Annotated in this window: 22 protein-coding genes; 3 read left to right on the plus strand and 19 right to left on the minus strand. The window is 43.1% G+C overall.

Annotated elements, in window-relative coordinates:
* Nucleotides 1-132: 132 nt before the first annotated feature.
* The 11 genes from AB4238_RS12420 to AB4238_RS12470 all read right to left on the minus strand — a co-directional run bounded on the left by AB4238_RS12420 (nt 133) and on the right by AB4238_RS12470 (nt 8,151).
* Nucleotides 133-612: an acyl-CoA thioesterase gene (locus AB4238_RS12420; RefSeq protein ID WP_372033722.1), complete on the minus strand. Its 480-nt coding sequence runs from the start codon at nt 610-612 to the stop codon at nt 133-135.
* A gap of 180 nt (nt 613-792) precedes the next feature.
* Nucleotides 793-1,161, minus strand: coding sequence for a hypothetical protein (locus AB4238_RS12425; RefSeq protein WP_372033723.1), 369 nt, complete (start codon nt 1,159-1,161; stop codon nt 793-795).
* 204 nt (nt 1,162-1,365) lie between these two features.
* Nucleotides 1,366-2,604, minus strand: a complete 1,239-nt coding sequence (gene fabF, locus AB4238_RS12430) for a beta-ketoacyl-ACP synthase II (RefSeq protein WP_371993726.1) — start codon at nt 2,602-2,604, stop codon at nt 1,366-1,368.
* A 195-nt stretch (nt 2,605-2,799) separates the two neighbouring features.
* Nucleotides 2,800-3,033: an acyl carrier protein gene (gene acpP / locus AB4238_RS12435; protein ID WP_011496723.1), complete on the minus strand. Its 234-nt coding sequence runs from the start codon at nt 3,031-3,033 to the stop codon at nt 2,800-2,802.
* A 159-nt stretch (nt 3,034-3,192) separates the two neighbouring features.
* On the minus strand, nt 3,193-3,939 hold the full coding sequence (fabG, locus tag AB4238_RS12440) for a 3-oxoacyl-ACP reductase FabG (protein ID WP_020913114.1): 747 nt from the start codon (nt 3,937-3,939) through the stop codon (nt 3,193-3,195).
* Nucleotides 3,940-3,948: 9 nt separating this feature from the next.
* Nucleotides 3,949-4,875, minus strand: a complete 927-nt coding sequence (fabD, locus tag AB4238_RS12445; RefSeq protein ID WP_372033724.1) for an ACP S-malonyltransferase — start codon at nt 4,873-4,875, stop codon at nt 3,949-3,951.
* Between the two features lie 43 nt (nt 4,876-4,918).
* Entirely contained in the window at nt 4,919-5,878 is a 960-nt protein-coding gene (locus tag AB4238_RS12450) for a beta-ketoacyl-ACP synthase III (protein ID WP_248975064.1), read from the minus strand.
* Nucleotides 5,879-5,888: 10 nt separating this feature from the next.
* Nucleotides 5,889-6,917, minus strand: a complete 1,029-nt coding sequence (gene plsX / locus AB4238_RS12455) for a phosphate acyltransferase PlsX (protein ID WP_372033725.1) — start codon at nt 6,915-6,917, stop codon at nt 5,889-5,891.
* Nucleotides 6,918-6,932: 15 nt separating this feature from the next.
* Entirely contained in the window at nt 6,933-7,103 is a 171-nt protein-coding gene (rpmF, locus tag AB4238_RS12460; protein ID WP_020913118.1) for a 50S ribosomal protein L32, read from the minus strand.
* Nucleotides 7,104-7,120: 17 nt separating this feature from the next.
* Nucleotides 7,121-7,645 (minus strand): 23S rRNA accumulation protein YceD, encoded by a 525-nt coding sequence (yceD, locus tag AB4238_RS12465; protein WP_372033726.1) that lies wholly within the window; start codon nt 7,643-7,645, stop codon nt 7,121-7,123.
* Nucleotides 7,646-7,950: 305 nt separating this feature from the next.
* A complete protein-coding gene (locus AB4238_RS12470) occupies nt 7,951-8,151 on the minus strand; it encodes a hypothetical protein (RefSeq protein WP_372033727.1) in 201 nt (66 codons plus the stop codon).
* Nucleotides 8,152-8,386: 235 nt separating this feature from the next.
* Between AB4238_RS12470 and AB4238_RS12475 the strand changes: the two genes are divergently transcribed.
* Entirely contained in the window at nt 8,387-8,968 is a 582-nt protein-coding gene (locus AB4238_RS12475) for a nucleoside triphosphate pyrophosphatase (RefSeq protein WP_372033728.1), read from the plus strand.
* Nucleotides 8,969-9,113: 145 nt separating this feature from the next.
* Here the strand turns inward: AB4238_RS12475 and AB4238_RS12480 are convergent, their stop codons facing one another.
* Both AB4238_RS12480 and rluC read right to left on the minus strand, forming a co-directional pair.
* The gene (locus AB4238_RS12480; protein WP_372033729.1) at nt 9,114-9,761 is read right to left on the minus strand and encodes an HAD-IA family hydrolase; all 648 of its coding nucleotides are present in this window, start codon (nt 9,759-9,761) and stop codon (nt 9,114-9,116) included.
* Complete coding sequence (rluC, locus tag AB4238_RS12485; protein ID WP_044555928.1) at nt 9,758-10,717, minus strand: 23S rRNA pseudouridine(955/2504/2580) synthase RluC; 960 nt, start codon at nt 10,715-10,717, stop codon at nt 9,758-9,760. The genes AB4238_RS12480 and rluC overlap by 4 nt, the downstream gene beginning before the upstream one ends.
* Nucleotides 10,718-11,316: 599 nt before the next feature.
* On the opposite strand from rluC, the gene rne reads away from it, so the two are divergent.
* Together rne and AB4238_RS12495 are read left to right on the plus strand one after the other, a co-directional pair.
* Nucleotides 11,317-14,568: a ribonuclease E gene (gene rne / locus AB4238_RS12490; RefSeq protein ID WP_372033730.1), complete on the plus strand. Its 3,252-nt coding sequence runs from the start codon at nt 11,317-11,319 to the stop codon at nt 14,566-14,568.
* A 124-nt stretch (nt 14,569-14,692) separates the two neighbouring features.
* Entirely contained in the window at nt 14,693-16,252 is a 1,560-nt protein-coding gene (locus AB4238_RS12495) for a SulP family inorganic anion transporter (RefSeq protein ID WP_372033731.1), read from the plus strand.
* 274 nt (nt 16,253-16,526) lie between these two features.
* Here the strand turns inward: AB4238_RS12495 and AB4238_RS12500 are convergent, their stop codons facing one another.
* From AB4238_RS12500 to AB4238_RS12525, 6 genes are all read right to left on the minus strand, one after another.
* Entirely contained in the window at nt 16,527-18,416 is a 1,890-nt protein-coding gene (locus tag AB4238_RS12500; RefSeq protein ID WP_372033732.1) for an asparagine synthetase B, read from the minus strand.
* A gap of 8 nt (nt 18,417-18,424) precedes the next feature.
* Nucleotides 18,425-19,318, minus strand: coding sequence for a sulfotransferase domain-containing protein (locus AB4238_RS12505; protein WP_372033733.1), 894 nt, complete (start codon nt 19,316-19,318; stop codon nt 18,425-18,427).
* A 2-nt stretch (nt 19,319-19,320) separates the two neighbouring features.
* On the minus strand, nt 19,321-20,229 hold the full coding sequence (locus AB4238_RS12510; RefSeq protein ID WP_372033734.1) for an HPr kinase/phosphorylase: 909 nt from the start codon (nt 20,227-20,229) through the stop codon (nt 19,321-19,323).
* A 33-nt stretch (nt 20,230-20,262) separates the two neighbouring features.
* The gene (locus tag AB4238_RS12515; RefSeq protein ID WP_372033735.1) at nt 20,263-20,535 is read right to left on the minus strand and encodes a PqqD family protein; all 273 of its coding nucleotides are present in this window, start codon (nt 20,533-20,535) and stop codon (nt 20,263-20,265) included.
* 457 nt (nt 20,536-20,992) lie between these two features.
* Nucleotides 20,993-21,148: a hypothetical protein gene (locus AB4238_RS12520; RefSeq protein ID WP_372033736.1), complete on the minus strand. Its 156-nt coding sequence runs from the start codon at nt 21,146-21,148 to the stop codon at nt 20,993-20,995.
* A 235-nt stretch (nt 21,149-21,383) separates the two neighbouring features.
* Complete coding sequence (locus AB4238_RS12525) at nt 21,384-21,542, minus strand: hypothetical protein (protein WP_372033737.1); 159 nt, start codon at nt 21,540-21,542, stop codon at nt 21,384-21,386.
* Nucleotides 21,543-21,929 lie beyond the last annotated feature (387 nt).

The following is a 21,929-nucleotide window of genomic DNA, read 5'->3' on the forward strand; positions in this document are numbered from 1 at the left end:
TAATGCAATTGGTATTATATATTGTTTTAAAACATTCTACTGTGGTTGGCTTAAACAAAAAAGTCTGGTAACAATAATAAAAAAAGCCAGCAAAATGCTAGCTTCTATTCTTATCGTCAAATTGCGCAAAGCCTATAAAGTAACGTGTGCTTCCATTTCTGCACCGATCTTCTTACGCATTTCCATTAAACGTACCGCTGATTCACGTAGCTCTATGTCAGCAGCCGTAGTGGGAACCCATTCAGGTACTTGTGTAGGGTGTCCTTCATCATCAACGGCAACCATAATCAAAACACAGTGTGTTGTAAGATGTCGATCAGAGCCCTTCGGATCGCCAGCTTTAACATCGATGCCAAGATGCATGGATGATCTGCCAGTATAAATCACCTTAGCAGTGACTTCGACTATATTACCGACGTAGATAGGCTTTACGAATCGAATACCACCGGCATAAGCTGTTATGCAGTACTTACCGCTCCACCCCGCCGCACAGGCATAACCCGCGAGATCGATCCACTTCATTACCGCTCCGCCGTGGACTTTACCACCAAAATTTACATCTGCTGGTTCAGCTAAAAATCGTAATGTGAGCAGTCTATCTGTTCCGGCCATAGCAACCTCAAAAAGGTAGTAATTTAAGCTGTGAGTTTACACCCTTTTACCACGCAACACATTAATCGAATTCTATAATATTATCGAAATCCCTATATGCCGACGACGCGTTGAAAGCGGCAATGCAAACGACTAGCTATGAAGCTCCCGAACTCAAACCAATACAAAATGGTGCTACTACTAACCAAGCTGAGCGACCAGATAACAACCTATGGCCATAAGTGGTAACGATAATCGGTAAAGCCATAATTGGGTATTACTGCCTATAAATTTAGCACCGTGAATAAGCCCGTAAGCGAGAATGCCCGCAAGAAATAACCCCAACACAAGTACACCAGATAACACGCTGTATTCATCACTAATAGATATAGCAGTGACCAACAATGCAAACCAAATAAAAGCAAAACCAGCTGCAGCCGCATTAAATGTTTTAACTCCTATAATCAGCTTAGGATGCCAACGAGCGCTTTCTCCTCTGACGAGCTCATTTAGGTTTGCGGTCATCATTCCCAATATCGACATGACTGGGAGTACAAGTGGGTTTATCAATTTGAGTCCTTAAATACTGTATGACAAGCTATGTGCGCAGTATCTACCTAGCTAAGTGGTTATACCAGTAACAAATTAAAAGGTTAAGTAAGGTTAATCTGCAATATACTCCCTGTTAATCTCACAGCTTTAATTCTTGTTTTTGGGAAAGTTCAAGACATAAAAAAAGCGCCTAAAAGGCGCTTTCTAACTAAAGTGTTTTGACTAGACTTTTTTGAACAGCAGTGAGCCGTTAGTACCACCAAAACCAAATGAATTACATAGTCCATAATCAAACTTAAGATCTCGCGCCGTATGCGGTACAAAATCTAAATCACAACCTTCATCCGGGTTATCCAAGTTTAAAGTAGGCGGAATGACCTGATCTCTAAGTGCAAGCAAAGTAACGATAGCTTCTAAAGAGCCCGCAGCACCAAGAAGGTGTCCGGTCATGGATTTAGTTGAGCTTACGACTAAATCATAAGCATGGTCACCAAAGGTTGATTTAACCGCAGCAGCCTCTGCTTTGTCGCCCGCTGGAGTTGATGTGCCGTGGGCATTAATATAGCCAATTGCTTCACGACCAATTTTGGCATCATTAATGGCATTAACCATAGCAGCAGCTGCGCCCGCACCGTCACTAGGTGGCGACGTCATATGAAATGCATCACCGCTCATGCCAAAACCAACTAGCTCACCGTAAATGGTCGCTCCACGTGCTTTAGCATGTTCATACTCTTCCATAACCATCACACCAGCACCGTCACCAATAACAAAACCATCGCGATCTTTATCCCATGGACGGCTAGCAGCTTGTGGATCATCATTGCGAGTTGATAGTGCCTTTGCAGAACCAAAACCGGCGACAGCTAATGGGCAAGTCACATCTTCCGCACCGCCAGCAACCATCACGTCAGCATCACCATAAGCGATAGTACGCGCCGCAAATCCGATATTGTGTACACCTGTCGTACAAGCTGTAGTCACTGCAAAGTTAGGTCCTGTCATGCCATACTTAATCGACAGGTGACCTGAAATCATGTTGATAATGGTACTCGGCACAAAAAATGGTGACACTTTACGTGGGCCACCTTTCATTAATGCTGCATGGTTTTGCTCTATCAACGGCATTCCGCCCATACCCGCGCCAATGGCGGTTCCGACGCGTGTAGGATCCAGCTTATCCATCTCTAGACCAGAGTCATCCATTGCTTGGATCCCGGCAGCCATGCCATATTGGATAAAAAGATCCATCTTACGAGCGTCTTTACGTGACATGTACTGCTCGACATCAAAATCTTTAACAGACCCACTAAAACGAGTTGTAAACTCGCTAGCATCAAATTTAGTAATCGGTGCGATTCCACTTTTACCTGAAACGAGAGACTTCCAAGTTGAATCAACTGTATTGCCCACAGGGCTAACTAAGCCTAAGCCAGTTACGACGACACGACGTTTAGACACGCTATCACCTTTACCTATTAAAAATAATTATGATAGTACTAAAGAATATGAACTACCAATACCTTTATGAGCCAGGCCTGATTGGTGTATTGAAGCGGAAGCGAGGAGAATATTGCTTAATGACTTACATCAACCAGCGGCTTTCAGAAACAAAAACAGGCGGCATAAATGCCGCCTGTTTTCAGAAATTCTAGATTACTGATTCTTAGAAACGTAATCGATCGCTGCTTGAACAGTAGTGATCTTTTCTGCTTCTTCATCAGGGATCTCGGTATCAAACTCTTCTTCTAGAGCCATAACCAATTCAACAGTGTCTAGAGAATCTGCACCTAAATCGTCAACGAAAGATGCTGCTGATTTAACGTCTTCTTCTTTAACACCTAGTTGCTCGATGATGATTTTCTTTACACGTTCTTCGATGTTGCTCATTGTTTTCTTTCCTATTCAAATTACGCACTTGCGCAAGATTTCGAGTAGTTTATTGAATTTGACAGACATTGCAAGCTTAACCTTTGTGGTCTAACCACAAAATGGGCTCACTATTGATGCAGATCACCTCCCTAAAGAGGTAATAGTCTGTCGTTCCCTTTAAACCATGTACATGCCGCCATTCACATGAAGAGTCTCTCCAGTGATGTAAGCGGCAGAGTCTGACGCTAAAAAGAGGACTGCGTTAGCAATTTCCTGCGCCTGACCAAGCCTTTCCATTGGCACCTGCGACATAATAGCTTGTTGCTGGTCTTCTGTCAGCTCATCTGTCATATCTGTCTGAATAAATCCAGGAGCAATAGCATTCACTGTTATTTGACGAGATGCAACCTCTCTTGCAAGAGATTTTGTAAATCCTATCAAACCAGCTTTAGCAGCCGCATAGTTAGTTTGGCCTGCATTGCCCATGGTACCTACCACAGAGCCAATATTAATGATGCGTCCATGACGCTTTTTCATCATTGGTCTCATGACCGCTTTTGAAGTGCGGAATAATGAAGTCAGGTTAGTGTCAACAATATCTTGCCACTCATCATCTTTCATTCGCATCAACAAATTGTCACGAGTTATACCGGCGTTATTAACTAAAATGTCAACATCACCTGCTTTTTCTTTAATCGTTGCGAACAAGGCTTTAACAGAGTCGCCATCGGTCACGTTTAAAACAAGACCATGGCCGTTATCCCCTAAGTAAGCTTGGATCGCTTCTGCGCCACGCTCGCTAGTTGCAGTACCAATAACGACAGCACCAGCAGACACTAATGTTTCTGCAACTGCACGGCCAATACCACGGCTAGCGCCTGTTACTAGGGCTACTTTACCCGTCAAATCAAAACTTATGCTCATCAGATTTCCTTATTCGGTCAATGCCGCGAAAGACACAGCATCGTTAATTGCTTTTGCTGTCAGTGAACGATTAATACGTTTACTGAGCCCTGTTAATACCTTTCCAGGTCCAATTTCAAACAGTTCGGTTACACCTTGTGATGCCATCAACTCAACAGTTTCAGACCATCTTACAGGGCAATAAAGTTGACGAACTAATGCATCTTTAATCTCTTGCGCAGCGACAGGGCTAGCAACATCAACATTATTGATCACTGTTACTGAAGGAGCGCTGAATTCAATATCATTAAGCGCGATCGCAAGTTTGTCTGCAGCTGGTTTCATTAACTGGCAATGAGACGGTACGCTCACAGGCAATGCAACTGCCATTTTTGCACCGTTTTCTTTACATAATGCTGCCGCACGTTCCACTGCAGCTTTTTCACCAGCGATGACAACTTGTCCTGGGCTGTTGTAATTGACAGGGCTAACAATGTCGCCTTGTGAAGCTTCTTCACATGCTTTAGCAATTGCATCATTGTCTAAGCCAATGATTGCAAACATGGCACCTGTACCCGCTGGTACTGCCTGCTGCATAAGCTGACCACGAAGCTCAACCAGTTTAATTGCCGCTTCAAAATCAATCACACCTGCACATACTAGCGCAGAGTATTCACCTAAGCTGTGTCCGGCCATGACTCCTGGTAAAACCTTACCAGAAGCTATGTAAGCACGATAAATAGCGACACTTGCTGCGAGTAGTGCGGGTTGTGTTTTATCGGTTTCGTTAAGCGTCTCAACAGGACCTTGTTGAACAAGTTCCCATAAATCATAACCAAGAACCTGACTAGCTTGAGCAAATGTCTCAGCAACAACAGGTTGAGACTCTGCCAGCTCAGCTAACATGCCTAAAGCTTGAGAGCCTTGCCCTGGGAATACAAAAGCTGTGTTTTCCATATTCAAATACCTTCCAATTTACGTCTTGCCGTTAAAACGGCAGTTAAAACTTTACCAAAGCGCTTCCCCAGGCAAATCCTGCACCAAAGGCTTCGAGTAATATCATTTGACCTCGCTGGATCCGACCATCTCTAACAGCTTCATCAAGAGCAATAGGCACAGATGCTGCAGACGTATTACCATGCTTAGCCAAAGTAAGAACGACTTTATCAAGACTCATGTCTAATTTCTTTGCGGTAGCTTTGATAATTCTAAAGTTAGCTTGATGTGGAACCAGCCAATCAATATCGGATTTTTCGATATTGTTTTGACGTAAAGTTTCAGTTACGACGTGAGACAATTGTGTCACCGCAACTTTAAATACGTCATTACCTTTCATTGTCATATAACCCACCGCTTCAGAGGTTTCCCCTTTACGCGGCGGTATAGAACACTTAAGCAGATCGCCTTGGCGGCCATCAGCATAGATATGCGTAGAAATAATACCAGGTTCCGTTGCCGCACCAACAACTGCAGCGCCGGCACCATCACCAAACAATATAATTGTCGAACGGTCTTCTGGCTCGCATAAACGTGATAACACATCGGCGCCAATCACGAGTACATTACGCGCGGCTCCCGATTTTACATATTGGTCAGCAACCGACAGTGCATAAACGAAACCAGAGCAGGCTGCAGCTATATCAAATGCAGGGATAGTATGAATACCTAACATAGCCTGAATTTCACAAGCGGCTGCAGGGAAAGCATTACTCGCACTGGTTGTGCCGCAAACAATCATATCGATTTCAGTTGCATCAATACCCGCCATTTCAATAGCTTTGACTGCTGCTTGATAACCCATTGTTGCCACGGTTTCATCTGACGCAGCAATGCGGCGTTCAGAAATACCTGTGCGCTCGACAATCCACTGATCGGTGGTCTCAACCATTTTTTCAAGATCTTGATTACTGCGCACTTGCACCGGTAGATAGCTACCAGTACCGAGAATTTTTGTATGCATAAGGAATTTATCAGCTATTAATGTCTAAAAGAATCGACTCAAGACGGTCTTCGATCATCTGTGGGAGTCGACGTTGTGCTTCTGTCACTGCCAAGCTTATCGCTTGTAAAAAAGCAGCTTCATCTGCACACCCATGACTTTTTACTACAATTCCGCGCAATCCTATCAGACTTGCTCCATTATAGTGGTCGGGGTTCATCTGATTTAGCAAAGAATGAATACGTGGTGCTATTATTTTGGCGAGAATTCGAACAAAGAAGCCTTCCGTCAGACCTTTTTTCAATTGATGGGTAAGCAGCCTTGCAATACCTTCTGACGTTTTAAGGGTAATATTACCGACAAAGCCATCGCAGACAATAACGTCAACATTACCAGAATAGATCTCATCGCCTTCGATAAAGCCAGTGTAGTTCACTTGGGGGATTTGTTGCAGTAATTGACCCGCTTGTTGAACTTGGTCATTACCTTTTATCTCTTCAATACCCACGTTAAGCAAAGCGACTTTTGGAGAAACCGTTTTATCAACCGTTTCACTCAGTACCGAGCCCATCACCGCAAACTGAAATAACGTTTCAGAATCGCAAGTAACGTTTGCCCCTAAATCGAGTAGATAAACAGGCGTATTATTAACGGCAGGCAAGCAGCTAACTAGCGCAGGCCGGTCTATACCGGGTAATGTCTTAAGCAATACTTTAGACATCGCCATTAACGCACCAGTGTTGCCAGCACTTAAGCAAGCTTGTGCTTTACCGTCTCGCACTAACTCTATTGCGATACGCATTGAGCTTTGCTTTCGATTTCTTAAGGCGTGCACAGGCCGATCAGACATAGTCACCACTTCGGTAGTATGTTTAATCTCAATTCGGCTGGTTATTTCTGATTCAGCAGGTACTAGATATTGGTCAATCTGGACTTGGTCGCCCACGAGTATGACTTTTAAAAGGGGGTTTAAGCGAAGTGCCTGCAAAGTTGCAGGCACTGTGATGCGGGGACCAAAGTCGCCCCCCATCGCATCTAACGCAAGCGTCAGATTTGTCATCAGGGTCTCAACAAATTACTTGTTGATAACCTTTTGACCACGGTAGAAACCGTCCGCAGTCACATTGTGACGACGGTGAAGTTCACCACTCGTTGCATCCACTGATAATTGAGCTGTGCTCAAAGAATCGTGTGAACGACGCATACCGCGCTTTGAACGAGATTTTTTATTCTGTTGTACAGCCATTGGCCCTGTCTCCTAGATTACTTGCTCTTCAGTTTTTCTAACACTGCAAACGGATTTGGACGCTCCTCTTGAGCGGGTTCGATCTCGCCTACTACTACGTCTTGTTTACCTTGATGACAATCTTCATTCTCATGCATGGCAATCAAAGGCATAGCGACTATCAATTCATCTTCGATCAATTGATGCAGACGAACTTCGCCAATTTCATTGCACTCAATAGGCTCATACGCATCCGGGAGCTCATCGATTTCAGCTTCAGTCTTACAAAGACCAAAACTAAACTCGACCGTAACCTCAGTGGTAAATAGTGTCATACAACGTTGACAATTCAGAGTGAGCTCCGTCACAGCCTTCCCGTTAAGGTAGACTATCCCCTGTATATCTACGCCACATTCAAGCGACACTGCCACATCAGAACAGTCGCCGGCACATAATTCATTTAATCGCTTTAACTGCTTACCAGGCACCGAACCTTCATAAGAAAGTTGGCTTGTGGCAGCGCGAACGGGATCAATTGAAACCGGTATCTTTACTGTTTGCATAAGGCGCGCATTTTAGGTGAATTTTAGCAGAAGTCAACACCCTTATACATACAAGGTGATTAACGGCCACTTGATTCAGCTAATGTGAGTTGTTAGGTAACCGCATTGTACAAGAAACCCAAGGCTCATGACATTAAATTTCAGCGCTAAATGCGTTTAAGTGTTCGTAAATTCGTCGGCGATGCTATTTTTGTGATGACAATGCCAGAGTCACGCTCAATTTGGCTATTTGCCCAGCAGCATAGTAGTTATAAGGCTAATGAGCTAATTTGCCAGTCTAGCCTTATTATACACTCATACTGCCGCTAAGCTGCGTTAGGCTCGCTTTTGCCAGCATTAGATACCCAATGAACAATCGTATGATCAAGCTTTGCTATCCCTTCTCTAGCCACAGCCCCCAGAACCATTGCCAATAAAATGGTCGGGTAAAACGGTCGACTCACTTCTCCGCTTAGATGAACCACAACGCTGAGCATAATTAAAATCGCAACCCATAACTTAAACATATATCTCTCCACGGTAGCTGTTGAATACCGCCATACAATAGCGTGCGAAAACTGTACAACTGCTGACCACGACCTCAATACATCACTAATGCGTAAATAATGATATAAATACGTATCCCGAACATCTTGAAGTGACAACATACTCCATATTTGTGGCAATAATACTTGCTTATACTGGCTGTTATTAGCGAAAATCCCCAATAACCTTATATTACAGCTCAGTAAAGGCAAACTAATGTCAAAGCCTCTTATATTGGCTTCAACCTCTCCATTTAGAAAGCAACTACTACAAAAGCTCAATTTAACTTTCAGTTGTTGCTCGCCAGAAGTCGATGAAACGCCTTTAGAAAATGAAACACCAGTCGAGCTAGTGCTTAGGCTGGCAAAGCTAAAAGCCGCTGCTGGAGCTATTCAGTACTCAGAAGGAATCGTTATAGGCTCAGACCAAGTTGCCGTGATTAATAACCAAATTATAGGTAAGCCGCTGAACCGAGAAACCGCGATAGAACAACTAAGTCAGGCCAGTGGCCAGGCCATCACCTTTTATACCGGCTTGGCGATTCACAACATAGAAACTGCAGAAGTCGACTCTTTAGTTGAGCCATTCACCGTCTACTTTAGAGAGCTCAGCCAAAAAGAGATCTGTCGATATGTAGACATTGAGCAGCCATTTTATTGTGCAGGAAGCTTTAAAAGTGAAGGCTTAGGCATTGCGCTTTTTGAACGCTTAGAAGGTAAAGACCCAAATACATTAGTTGGATTACCCTTAATTTCACTCATCGACCTACTGCATCGACAAGGCGTAGCAGTACTGTAATTCTAAGGCGTGTGGTTTATAACAGGATTAGTTTGATAACTTAGCAGGTTGTAGCTATTTGAGAACGCAAATAAATCGAAGCCGCTGTTTTTTAGTCAGTGCTTCGATATCCAGCTTTAAAGTAGCCTTAAGATTATAGAGCTCACTACTTCAGTAACGTCAGCAATCCCAATGGCTCAGTAATAATGGCTTTAGGCTTGGCAGTGATTAACTTTTCGGCACTATGGGCTCCATAGCTCACCCCTACAGCGTCAATGCCCGCATTATTGGCCATGTTTAAGTCATGGAGCGAATCCCCGACCATCATCGCTCGTTCTGGTGCAACTTTTAGTTGTTCTAAAAGCTCGTGCAACATATCTGGGTTGGGTTTACTTTTTGATTCGTCGGCGCAGCGACTAGATTCAAAATGGTGACCTAATCCGGTTTCTGCTAGCACACGATTTAAACCGTTTCGGCCTTTGCCCGTCGCCACTGCCATACGATAGTTTCTAGCGGCCAATTCTGTTAGCAGTCTCTCGCTACCATCAAAAAGCGGGCTTGGCGTAGTATTGAGTGTTAAGTAATGATCTTTATATGAAGCAATCATTGGAACAAAGTCAGCTTTATCTAACAGTGGGTAAAGCGTTTTAAGTGCTTCATCCATCGACAAACCTATAATGTCACGCACTGCTTGCTCGCTTGGCACACTCATCGATAATGAGCCGGCCATTTGCTGCATACAGGTAACAATTTTGCTGACAGAATCCATTAGGGTTCCGTCCCAATCAAAAATAACTAACTCGTAGGATTTCATACTTTTTTAAGCTTACTCAAAGTTGATTCTAAAATAGGATCTAAAGGCGCTTTAACCTGCATGACTTCATCGGTGTCAGGATGAATAAATCGTAGCTGGGCTGCATGCAAGAACAAACGATTTAATCCATGGGCGCGCATGGAGTCGTCGAATTTCTGTTCACTGTACTTTTCGTCACAAGCAATAGGATGGCCGGCGTATTGGCAATGCACTCGAATTTGGTGAGTACGACCGGTAATTGGACTTGCTTGTACCAGCGTTGCATCACTATAACGCTGCATAATTTTAAAGCGGGTTTCAGATTCTTTACCCTCTTTATTCACTCTTACAATACGTTCGCCAGACTTAAGCGTCAGCTTTAATAATGGTGCTTTGACTGCCTTATCATGCTTTTGCCACTCACCTCTAACAAGCGCAAGGTAATCCTTTTGCATTTTCTTATAGCGAAGCTGATCATGCAGGTGTTTAAGTGCACTGCGTTTCTTAGCAATCAATAAAAGACCAGATGTATCTTTATCTAAGCGATGTACCAATTCTAAGAATTTTTGTTGGGTTCGCAGCGATCGCATCGCCTCGATCACACCAAAATCAACACCGCTACCACCATGCACAGCAATACCTGACGGTTTATTCAGCACGATAATAAATTTGTCTTCGTAGATTATTCGGTTTTCAAGCTGAGAGACTTTAGTTAGTTTTGCCGACGGCCCAGGTCTACCTTCAGACTCAGAGACTCGCACAGGAGGGATACGAACAACATCGCCATCTTGTAATTTGTACTCTGGTTTAATGCGCTTTTTATTAACCCTTACCTCACCTTTTCGTACGATCCGATAGATCATACTTTTTGGCACGCCTTTCAATTTAGTTAATAAAAAATTATCTATACGCTGTCCGGTATGGTCCTCATCAATGGTAACCATTCGAACTTCTACTTTTGGAGATGGAGTATTCATGCTGCGCCGCTATGTGTTTCGTTGCGACGTATTGTACAACAAGTGAAAAGAATTGTGCCTTTTCAATTGCTGATTTTATCTATTATTGCTATATTTCTCCCGCTAGCGGGGATAATTAGTGGATAAAGTGTTCACAAGTCCCCCAAGCAATACGTTAAAGCATGAGACTAAAAATGTTTACAGTTTGATAGTAAATAATTGATTTGCAGGTCGTTGTATCAATCAAAAGGTCAATAACTGGACCTTCACGACTAAATCAAAACGTAAACCCAACTTACAACTGGTTTCTCTGCTCTAAACGCCCCAATTTCGAAGAATAATTTTAACTCGTCGTCAGACGCTACCATTTCGAATTGGCATTACTGGAAAGTATTTTAAGAATTTATGGGGTTGGTTGACGTTTTTACAACGAATTCCTTGTTTTTGTAAACATTAAAAAATAAGCCATAAATAGGATGCGACACGCAGAGAATGCGTCTAACAGCAAATGCGCACCTTGCCTAGAGACTGGCCGTGAGGTCCTGTTTTTTAATCCTAGGCCCGTAATGCAGTGAAAGAAGTATCGTTTGATGACCTTTATAAAGAAGAATTAAGTCATCATGAAACGGATGTTAATCAATGCAACTCAATCTGAAGAGTTGCGCGTAGCCCTAGTTGATGGGCAACAATTATATGATCTTGATATTGAAAGCCCAGGTCACGAACAAAAGAAAGCCAATATCTATAAAGGGACGATCACTCGAGTTGAGCCGTCTTTAGAAGCTGCTTTTGTTGACTATGGCGCAGATCGCCACGGCTTCCTACCACTTAAAGAGATCGCTCGCGAATATTTCCCTAAAGGTTACTCATTCCAAGGCCGTCCTAACATTAAGGAAGTGGTTAAAGAAGGCCAAGAAGTCATCATTCAAATTGATAAGGAAGAGCGTGGCAATAAAGGTGCTGCACTAACAACCTTTATCAGTCTTGCTGGTTCTTACTTAGTCTTAATGCCAAATAACCCACGTGCCGGCGGTATTTCTCGCCGTATCGAAGGTGATGAGCGTACCGAACTAAAAGCAGCATTATCTGAACTTGATATTCCACAAGGTATGGGCTTAATCGTTCGTACAGCTGGTGTAGGTAAAGACCCTGCAGAGCTAAAGTGGGACTTAAAAGTTCTACAACATCACTGGGCTGCGATTAAAGAAGCCGCTGAGAGTGCACCCGCTCCGTTTCTAATCCACCAAGAAAGTAACGTAATTGTTCGCGCTATCCGTGACTATTTACGTCGTGATGTTGGCGAGATCCTCATTGATCACCCACGTATATATGAGCAAGCTAAAGAGCATGTTTCATTGGTACGTCCAGACTTTGTTGAACGTATTAAACGTTACGAAGCAGAAGTCCCACTATTTACTCACTTCCAAATCGAAACGCAAATTGAATCAGCGTTCCAACGTGAAGTACGTTTACCTTCTGGCGGTTCAATTGTTATTGATCCAACAGAAGCGCTAACTTCTATCGATATTAACTCTGCCCGTGCAACTAAAGGTGGAGATATTGAAGAAACAGCACTGAACACTAACTTAGAAGCTGCTGACGAGATCGCTCGCCAATTACGTCTACGTGATTTAGGTGGTTTGGTGGTTATCGACTTTATCGACATGACCCCCGTTCGCCATCAACGTGAAGTTGAGAAGCGTATGCAAGATGCAGTACATCATGACCGAGCACGCGTCCAATTAGGCCGTATCTCACGCTTTGGTTTGATGGAAATGTCACGTCAGCGCCTACGTCCTTCTCTAGAAGAATCTGCCGCTCACCTATGTCCTCGTTGTCACGGACAAGGCACCATTCGTGGTACTGAATCACTTGCACTCTCTATCTTGCGCTTGATGGAAGAGGAAGCGATTAAAGAGAATACTTCACAAATTGAAGCGATTGTACCTGTTGATGTAGCAGCCTTCCTATTGAACGAGAAGCGTAAAGCAATTCGTATTACTGAAGAACGCCACAATGTTGAAGTGTATGTGATCCCAGATCCAAACATGACAACACCAGATTACCGTGTTGTTCGTCATCGCAAAGATGATCAGATCAGTGAGTCTAGCTACAAGCTACTTGAGCAAGAAGAAGCCAAGCTATACGAACCTCGTAAGCTTGAGCGCGCTGCACCGCCGCAGCCAGCACTAAAAGGTTTCTCTTCACCGAAAAAAGTAGCACCCGTTGAAGTCGAGACAAAACCTACACCGGCTAAACCTGCCGAGCCTGGTCTATTTGCTAAGATTGCAGCTGCAATCAGTTCGCTATTCTCTAGCAACGAAGAGCCTAAAGTTGAGCCGAAAAAGCAAGACAAGGGTAATCGTAACGGTCAGTCACGTAACAATAACCGTCGTAACAATAATCGTCGTAATGATCCTCGTCGCAACCGCAACGAAGGCCGTAACGAAAATCGTAATGACAGTGAGCAAAATAAAGACAAGCGTAATAAGAGCAATCGAAATGACGCTAACGACAACCGCTCTAAAGCTCAGGATGAAAATAAACGTCCACAGCGCAATGAAAAACCTCGTAAACAAGTAGAAGCTAACAAGGAAAATGTCGAGCCTAAGCAAGAGGCCGCAAGAGAGCGTCGTCAACGTCGTAACATGCGTCGTAAAGTGCGTGTAAGCAACGAGCAAGAAGAAGTAAAAGAAGTTGTAGCAAATACTGCTGCGCCAGTGAAAGTGAAAGCTGACGATAAGCCAGCCCGCCCTAAGCGTCAGCCTCGTAAGCCTAGAGCGAAGGTTGAAGCGGTTGAAAGCACTGAAGTGACTACAGAGGTTTCAGCTAATGTAGAAACTGTCGCAAATGATAAAGCAGCTAATACTGAAACAAGTTCAGCGCAACAAGTCGCACCGAAAGCGGAGTCAGTATCTGCGCCTGTCGAAGCAACTGAAACCGCTGACGTTGAGCAAACGTCTGCAGATGATAAATCACGTGAGCCTCGTGAAGGTCAACGTAGAAGTCGTCGTAGTCCTCGTCACCTTCGTGCTGCAGGTCAACGCCGTCGTCGTGATGAAGATACTCAGCAAGGTGATGAAAATAGCTCAGAAGCTGTATTTACTCCCAATGAAGAGATTGAATCAGTGCAAGCGATAGAAGCTCATGTTGAAGCACCTGTCGCACCGGTTGTTGCTGCTGAAGTAAAAGCTGAACCTAAAGCAGAAGTTAAAGTTGAAACGACTGAAGCGGTTCAAGTTGAAGTGGTTGTTGAAGCTAAAGAAGAAAAAGCACAGCCAGTAAAAGCTAGCTCTGTTGCAAGTTCATCTGCGATGAACACTTCGCCTGCTTTCAAGCCTACAGCAAATGTAGAGCCACAGCCGGTTACAACAGCAGAAGTGAAAACAGTTGAACCAACTGTTGTTGCGGAGCCTGCTCCTGCAGTCGTTGCTGAAACTATCGTTGAACAGCCTGCTGTCACTGAACCAGTAAAAGCTGAAGTTGAGAAAACTGAAGCGGTAGTTGAAACTAAAACTGAAGCAGCTAAACCCGTAGAAACCAAGCCTGTAGAAACCAAGCCTGAACCAGCAGCAAGCTCAAAAGCTGCATCAGCTCCAACGGCGAAACCTGCAGCAGTGAAACCTACCGAAGTAAAAGCAGTCGAAAAGGTTGTAGCAGAGCCAGCCGCTACTGAAGCAAAACCAGCAGCTAAGGCAAAACCAGCAAGTCGTTTTGGTTCAATGGTGATGTCGGAAATGACTAAACCTGTCGTTGAAGTCAGAGAAAATATTGAAACCCCAACCGGTCGTCAATATGAAGCATCTGAGAAAAATGACGACGTGAAACCACGTGTTGCAAATAGCGCTAACTCAGATATGTCTCGCACCTAATCTAGAGTAAAGCGGTGTTTAAAAAGCCATGCTGAAGAGCATGGCTTTTTTTATGTTAAAATAGGCTTAATTTTGATAATATGCGCGCCTTATTTCAATTCAACAATTAATTAACAGAGGCTAAATGTTCGATCTCATTCGTCACAAAACTGCCAGTTCAAAAGCTGACTTACTTTCTGGTATCACTGTCGCCCTAGCTCTTGTCCCTGAAGCGGTTGCATTTGCATTCGTTGCAGGTGTCGAGCCTATGGTCGGATTATATGCCGCCTTTATTATGGGATTAATCACCGCTGTTATTGGTGGCCGTCCAGGCATGATTTCTGGTGCTACTGGCGCAATGGCAGTCGTCATGGTGGCTCTTGTTGCTGAACACGGCGTACAGTACCTATTTGCCGCTGTTGTGCTTGCAGGTCTAATCCAAGTCTCTGCAGGGGTGTTCAAGCTTGGTAAGTTTATTCGAATTGTGCCCTATCCAGTTATGATAGGCTTTGTAAATGGTTTAGCTATTGTCATTTTCTTGGCGCAACTCGGCCAATTTCAAACCCCAGATGCTGACGGTGTAATGAGCTGGTTACCCCAAGATCAACTGCTATTAATGTTGGGCCTCGTAGCCCTAACAATGGCGATTATTCAATTTTTGCCAAAAATTACGACTGCCATCCCATCATCACTAGCCGCTATTTTAACGGTTACCTTACTCGTGACATTCTTAAATCTAGATACACGTACTGTATTAGATTTCTTGAAATCAATGAGTGGTGATGAGCACGCAACCATTGCTGCTAGCTTACCGACCTTCTCAATTCCAGCGGTAGAATTTAGCCTAGCGACACTTTATATCATCTTACCTTACTCACTTATTCTTGCTGCTGTAGGTCTTATTGAGTCCTTGCTTACGTTGACTGTTATCGATGAAATGACCGGTACTCGTGGCCGTGGTAACAAAGAGTGTATTGGTCAAGGCGTTGGTAACATCACCAGCGGTTTCTTTGGCGCTATGGGTGGTTGTGCGATGATTGGTCAGTCAATGATTAACATTAACTCTGGTGGACGTGGCCGTTTATCAGGGATCACAGCCGCTGTTGCACTGTTGGCATTTATTTTATTTGGTTCATCACTGATAGAAATGATCCCACTAGCAGCGCTTGTTGGCGTAATGTTTATGGTGGTATTGGGTACGTTTGAATGGGCTAGCTTTAAAGTGATGCGCAAAGTACCTAAGCACGATGCATTTGTGATTATCCTAGTGACAATCGTAACCGTATTTACCGATCTGGCGTTTGCAGTATTCGTTGGTGTCATCGTTTCAGCACTTGTGTTCGCATGGGAACATGCAAAACATATCAACGTCGAGATCAGTGAAGATAAAAATGGCTGGAAGGTGTATAAACTTAATGGCCCACTATTCTTCGGTTCAGTTGCTGAGTTTTTAGAGCTGTTTCACGCTAAGACTGATCCTGAAGATGTGATTGTTGATTTCCAAAACTCACGTGTATGTGATCACTCAGCACTTGATGCTATTGATACCCTAGCAGAACGTTATGTGAGCGCAGGTAAAAAACTGCACCTGCGTCATCTAAGTAATGACTGTAAAGAGTTGCTGCATAAAGCAGGCGACTTGGTTGAAGTAAACTTAATCGAAGATCCGCATTACAAAGTCGCTGACGATAAGCTCGATTCATAGACATCTAGGCTATTATTCATAAAAAAGACGAGCTGTTAGCTCGTCTTTTTTGTTTAAAATTCAATCTATTATAAAGCAATTAAGACATTAAAGGTAGATTGACGCAACACCACTATAATTTGGTTCAATACAAAGCGCTTTCAACACCACTAACTCCAACGACTTGGATGACCCTGTTGATCCCCGTACATTGTTTTCACTTTACCGTTAATCGAACTATTCACGACAGTGGCACTTATTAATAAGAGACAACAGCACTACACGCTGCAGTATATTAAGTACTAGTCAGCCGAATAGCATCCTGCTTAAAATATTTCTGCAATGATTTGATGACTTGAAGATTACGATTAGCAACATGAGGGTAGTTTTTAGCTACAAATTTGAGGTGTGATAACTCCAAAATACTCTCTAACTCTGGAGACCAATCTTTGATCACAGCAGTTAAATCACTCGCTACAGTTAACTTCACCGACTTCATATTTTGAGACGTAAGCACATCTGCCTTAGCTCTTAAGCGAATACGCTCTGTTGTATAACCCTTCAGCAGCTCCCTAAACATATAGCGTTCAATACCATGCTTACATTTTAAATGGCCCGGTAAATTATAAGCAAACTCCACTAAATCTTTATCAAGTAATGGGTATCTAAATTCACAGCGTTGGACTCTAGCGCAGAGTTCAGTCTGCGTTATCCGACTTTGTACACCCACCTTGATTAACTCATTAAAATCCCTCTGCTTAACAGAATGTCTTCTATAAATATCTCCTACTTTCTTGAGTAAGCGGTCGCGGTAGATATCGTCCATTCCTTTCAAGACTGAATTATTGGTGGTCGATTTCAGCTGTGCCACTAACGGGTGGCCTTTCTTTAATATACCTTGATATACAAACGGAAATAGCCGCTCTATAGTCATGGCCGTTAACATTTTTAATGGCTTACCACTACGACCACGTTGACGTCGAAGTTTCATTAACCGAAATAAAGACACCAATTTGCCCTTCGAAAAGAGCTCGTGAACATACTCATCTCCATAGCCACTCACACAATGATCTCCTCCCCAACCCGACAATATAGTGCGGCACTGTTGTGATCTGGCTAAACGGCAACGGGGATCAAACCAAGAACTCATTGCAGATGGCCCGCCAAAATGCTCACTGTGATCGCCAGCCTTACAAATAGGTGCATCGTCATCCGTCCATAAAGGAGTGACATTGGGCCATAAACTGCAAGCATCAAACAGCTCTTGATACACTGGCTGCCATTGACTAGAGTTCAGGTTGTTAAGCGCCACGCCATTGAAAGACATGGTATAAAGAGGCCTATCGCCTAACTGACGACTTGCATAGCCCACCACCGCATTCGAATCTAATCCTTCACTTAACTCAGCTGCTAACGGGTACATGGATACCAAACGGCGCTCAATGGCTTGAGCAAACAGCGCCTTTAACTGCGTAATATACTCTTCGTCGGTTGATTTCGGGAGTTTGGCAGATTTTAGGGTCCAGTATGGAGTAATTTGATGCCCACTTTGGTTCACAATCAATTGGTGACCCGCAGGCAAAGAATCAATGGCTTCGAAAGGCGAACAAAATTCTGCTTCAGAAATAGGGAGAAAATTAGCTGTCAGCCATTTAAAACTCAAGGTTCTCTTCATGTTTATCCCATAAACAAGCAGCGCCTTGTGCTCATTAGACAGAATAACCCTTCCGTTTTCTATGGCGAAAAACAAAGATTTTACGCCAAAATGATCCCGCGCACAGTAAAGCTGTTTTTTATTTTGATCCCACAGAATAAACACAAAGTCACCTAACAAGTGGCTTGCGGTTTGATCGCCCCAATGTTCATAAGCTCGCAAGATTAACTCGCCATCGCTTAGATTTGAAATATCCTTAATAACAAGCTTTTCCGCCAGCTCGGTTCGATTATCTAAATGGGCATTGGCGACCAAATACAACGATTGATTGCCATTAACGATGACGGTATCTCGTTCAGAAAGCGGTCTATTAAACAAACTAGCCTTAGCGAACGATACACCTGTGGAGCCATCGACATCCAAGTAACTAACCAAATCAGGCTGCCAATAATCACTGGCTGCAAGCATGTTAAAAATGATTTCTTTATCAACGGGGGCGTGCCAATCAACGGCACAATGGATAGTACTCATCTAAATCCTCAGCATACAAGCTCGCGAGAACGACACAATTGAGTTAGGTTACGATCTGCATCGATATATCCAAGTCTCAACATGACGTCAAAATGGTCGTTTACAATACGTTCGACTTGCTGTTGCGATAAAACCTGCTGCCAATCTCCGACTTTTCCCTTACGGAAAAAAGCACTTGATTTTCTCGGCTTTTCTACAAAACCATTTAACTGCTCTTGCGCTTTTAGCTTATCGAATTGACACAAATCAATCGCCTTTTTTACTGATGACTCATCACTTGGCAAATGTAAGAACTGACTAATTGCAGTAAAACTAGCCAATGAATCAAACTGCATATCTTCATAACGGATCAGCAACCTATTCATATCGCAGTCAATCCATGATTCAACATGTTCGCTCCAACTGCCCAAGTTTTGTTTTACTTGCTGGCCAAATTTATGTTTGTGGTCAGCAAAGGTATAATTAGACTTTCCCATCGATTCAATACTTTTATCGATTGATATCCCCATATGATTAGCAAAAGAGATCGCCACGTCTAATGGATTACGAACAACATACAAAGCACCTAAACAAGCCTCAACAGGACACAATAACCTGCCATTTTGCACTGGAAAATTAGCATCATGTATCTTATGATAACCAACTGAAGTGAGGTTATTGTGCATAAAATGGTAGGCATCAGACCGATAATTAGCGATGTCAGCTTCACTATGCAAACTAAGATCTAGGCCAAGGCCATTTGCTAACCAAGCGCGACTACTGGCGATAGCCCCTGTTTTCAGTTCATTAATATCTATTTGTTGTAGCTCTTTACTATCTTGCAGTAAGGTAAAAATATAGCTCCTAAGCCAAGTATTTCCTGACTTAGGATAAGATGCTAACCAAATAATACCTGCGGACATAATTAAGCCTTACTCTGCAATGAATTGATAACTAAACTTGATAGACTCTCTAGACCTTGCTGGCTCAATTTGCATTTATCGCGGGACAGTTTAAACACTGGAATGTTGCTGATAAAAGCACTGCAGTTTTTCATGAAATCAATTTCAGTTTTCATCGCAGCCATAAATTGTGTTCGATAAACATTCATCTTCAGCGGCGCAAACTTTTGCATCCCCTTATATTCATCGATAGCGTTCTGCTCAGCACCAGTCTGTAAACAATAAATAGCGGCTAGTGGATAAGATAGCGTCGCCTCATCGACAGAACATGGTTGATTGGCAAACGTTAGCTGCCTTTTCTCAAGTCCAGAGCTGAATACGGGGAGTTCATCCAAAGATAAAGCATTAATGACATCGGGCCAGATTTTAATCTCAGAGCAACCCGAAACAACTTGACCTTGTTCATCAAAAGCACATACGTCATCAGCAATCAATTGCCAGCCTTTGCCGATTAATGCCATCGCAAGCGTCGACTTGCCCATGCCACTGGCACCACATATTGCTATCGCCTGCCCCCCTTTATGTAAAGTCGTGCCATGCAGTACCATTCTGTTACGTTGCTGTAAAATAATGGCAAGAAAATAGCCTTGTATGTAAGCTGTAACTAGGCCTAAATCTGCTGACTCCGTTAGCGCAATATCGATACACTGACCTTCATAAATATAGCAGTTGGCAACATTGGGAATAGACAGATAAAACGCCTGAGGTGCACACCAACAGTAAATGCCCACTTGCTGCATTTCCGATAAATCAACAACGATATTATCAACACCTTTGACTACTACATCAGGGTTATCAGTTTTTAAGCCAGTGATTGCGTTTAAAAGCAGGATGTCACTTTTAATCGTTAAGTTATATATTGAAAAATACACAGATAATTATAGCCTAATCAGTATTAAAGTCGCTTATTGTGCTGAAAGTTCAGCCTTAATAAATTCTTTATCCATTAACTCTTTTATAAACACCTCAGTGTCCTGCCGGCATTGCGCTTCAGACACCTCAAATTGTTGCATTAATGCTGCAACTAAGTCGTCAATATTTCTTGGTGTTTCAAGCAACTGCCATATAGCGCAGGCTATTGGGTTCAAACCAAAGTACTGACCTTGCTCAACATCCATCATCACCAACTCCTCCCCCATTGGCGCACAGCTAAGTGCCGAATTCTGGGAAAATAACATGTTATATCTCCTCAATCATGCTCGCAGCTTGTGGTACAAGCCTCAAAAAAATGTAGCTAGTAAACAGCAACAAAATAGCTCAAGATGGGCCAGTACTAGCAGACGTCTCAGTAACGAAATTAATCGTCTTCCCTTCCGTCGCACCTAAATTAAGTGACTCTAGCTGTCGTTTAATCCATTGCGCTTTCGACTCGATAACTTGGCTTGCAGTATGTTGGGATTTATCTTGGTAGATATTCGATCCTCTTGGTTAATTTACTGCTTCTATTGTTCAATCAGTTTACTAACAACAAAATCGCCGTTGTAAGCTGGCACACTGACTATTGAAACCTAACTCATGTAATCAGTTCACGTAGTTCGTGCTGGCACCCGCTCATCGCTTTAACTGAGAGCTTTAGCTTAAAGATTTAGCTCAGTGGCGGTAAAATTGCTCAAGCAAGCTCTGCGATTAAGCCGCTTAAGATGGGCCAGTTGATGGAGTAAGCTCAAAAGCTGAAGGGGATCCCTTTCCTTCCGTCGCGCCTAAATCAAGTGATTCTAGCTGTGGTTTAACCCATTGTGGTTTCGACTCGATAACTTGGCTTACAGTTTGTTGGGATTTATCTTGGTACATATTCGATCCTCTTGGTTAATTTACTGCTTCTATTGTTCAATCAGTTTACTAACACCAAAATCGTCGTTGTAAGCTGGCACACTGACTATTGCAGGTGTTAACGCCTGCAATAGTCATTTGTAACCATTGAAACCTAACTCATGTAATCAGTTTACGCAGTTCATGCTGGCAACCGCTTAAAGGCTTAGCTCAGTGGCAGCGCAAACTCTCAAGCAATTATCGTTAAGTAAGCTGCTCAAGATGGGCCGCTGGATGATGTTGGAAACTCAAAAGTATTATTATAAGTTTTCCCTTCTGTAGCACCCAAATCAAGTGATTCTAGCTGTGGTTTAACCCATTGTGGTTTCGACACTCTAACTTGGTTTTCGACTTGCTGCTGGTTATCTGGTTTCATATTTCATCCTCTTCTTAAGCTAATATTCGCCCTATTTATCAATCTGTTTCTCAGCCACCCAATCATATGTTATAAGTCCGGTACACTCTCCAGCTGAGTCTAAGATATGTTACTTTAAACGGAGCAAAACGCAACATCAAAAACACATCCTGGCAACACTTGTTAATACCCACCATTAGAGTGCGTGATAGGCCTCTCAGCGATACAGTAACAATATTGTTTTAACAATCTGTTAGGCCTTATTGAAGCTTTAAAGTGAGGTAACTCATTTCTCCTTAACCAAGCTGCATGTAATAAAAGTCACTCCTTTTAACCATCATGAAAAATTTTATATTGCATGACTAATATCAATTGCATTAAGTATTTGACCTGTTCAGAGCCCCTCAG

Source organism: Shewanella sp. 10N.286.45.A1 (genome assembly GCF_041470405.1).
In the GTDB taxonomy this organism is placed as follows: domain Bacteria; phylum Pseudomonadota; class Gammaproteobacteria; order Enterobacterales; family Shewanellaceae; genus Shewanella.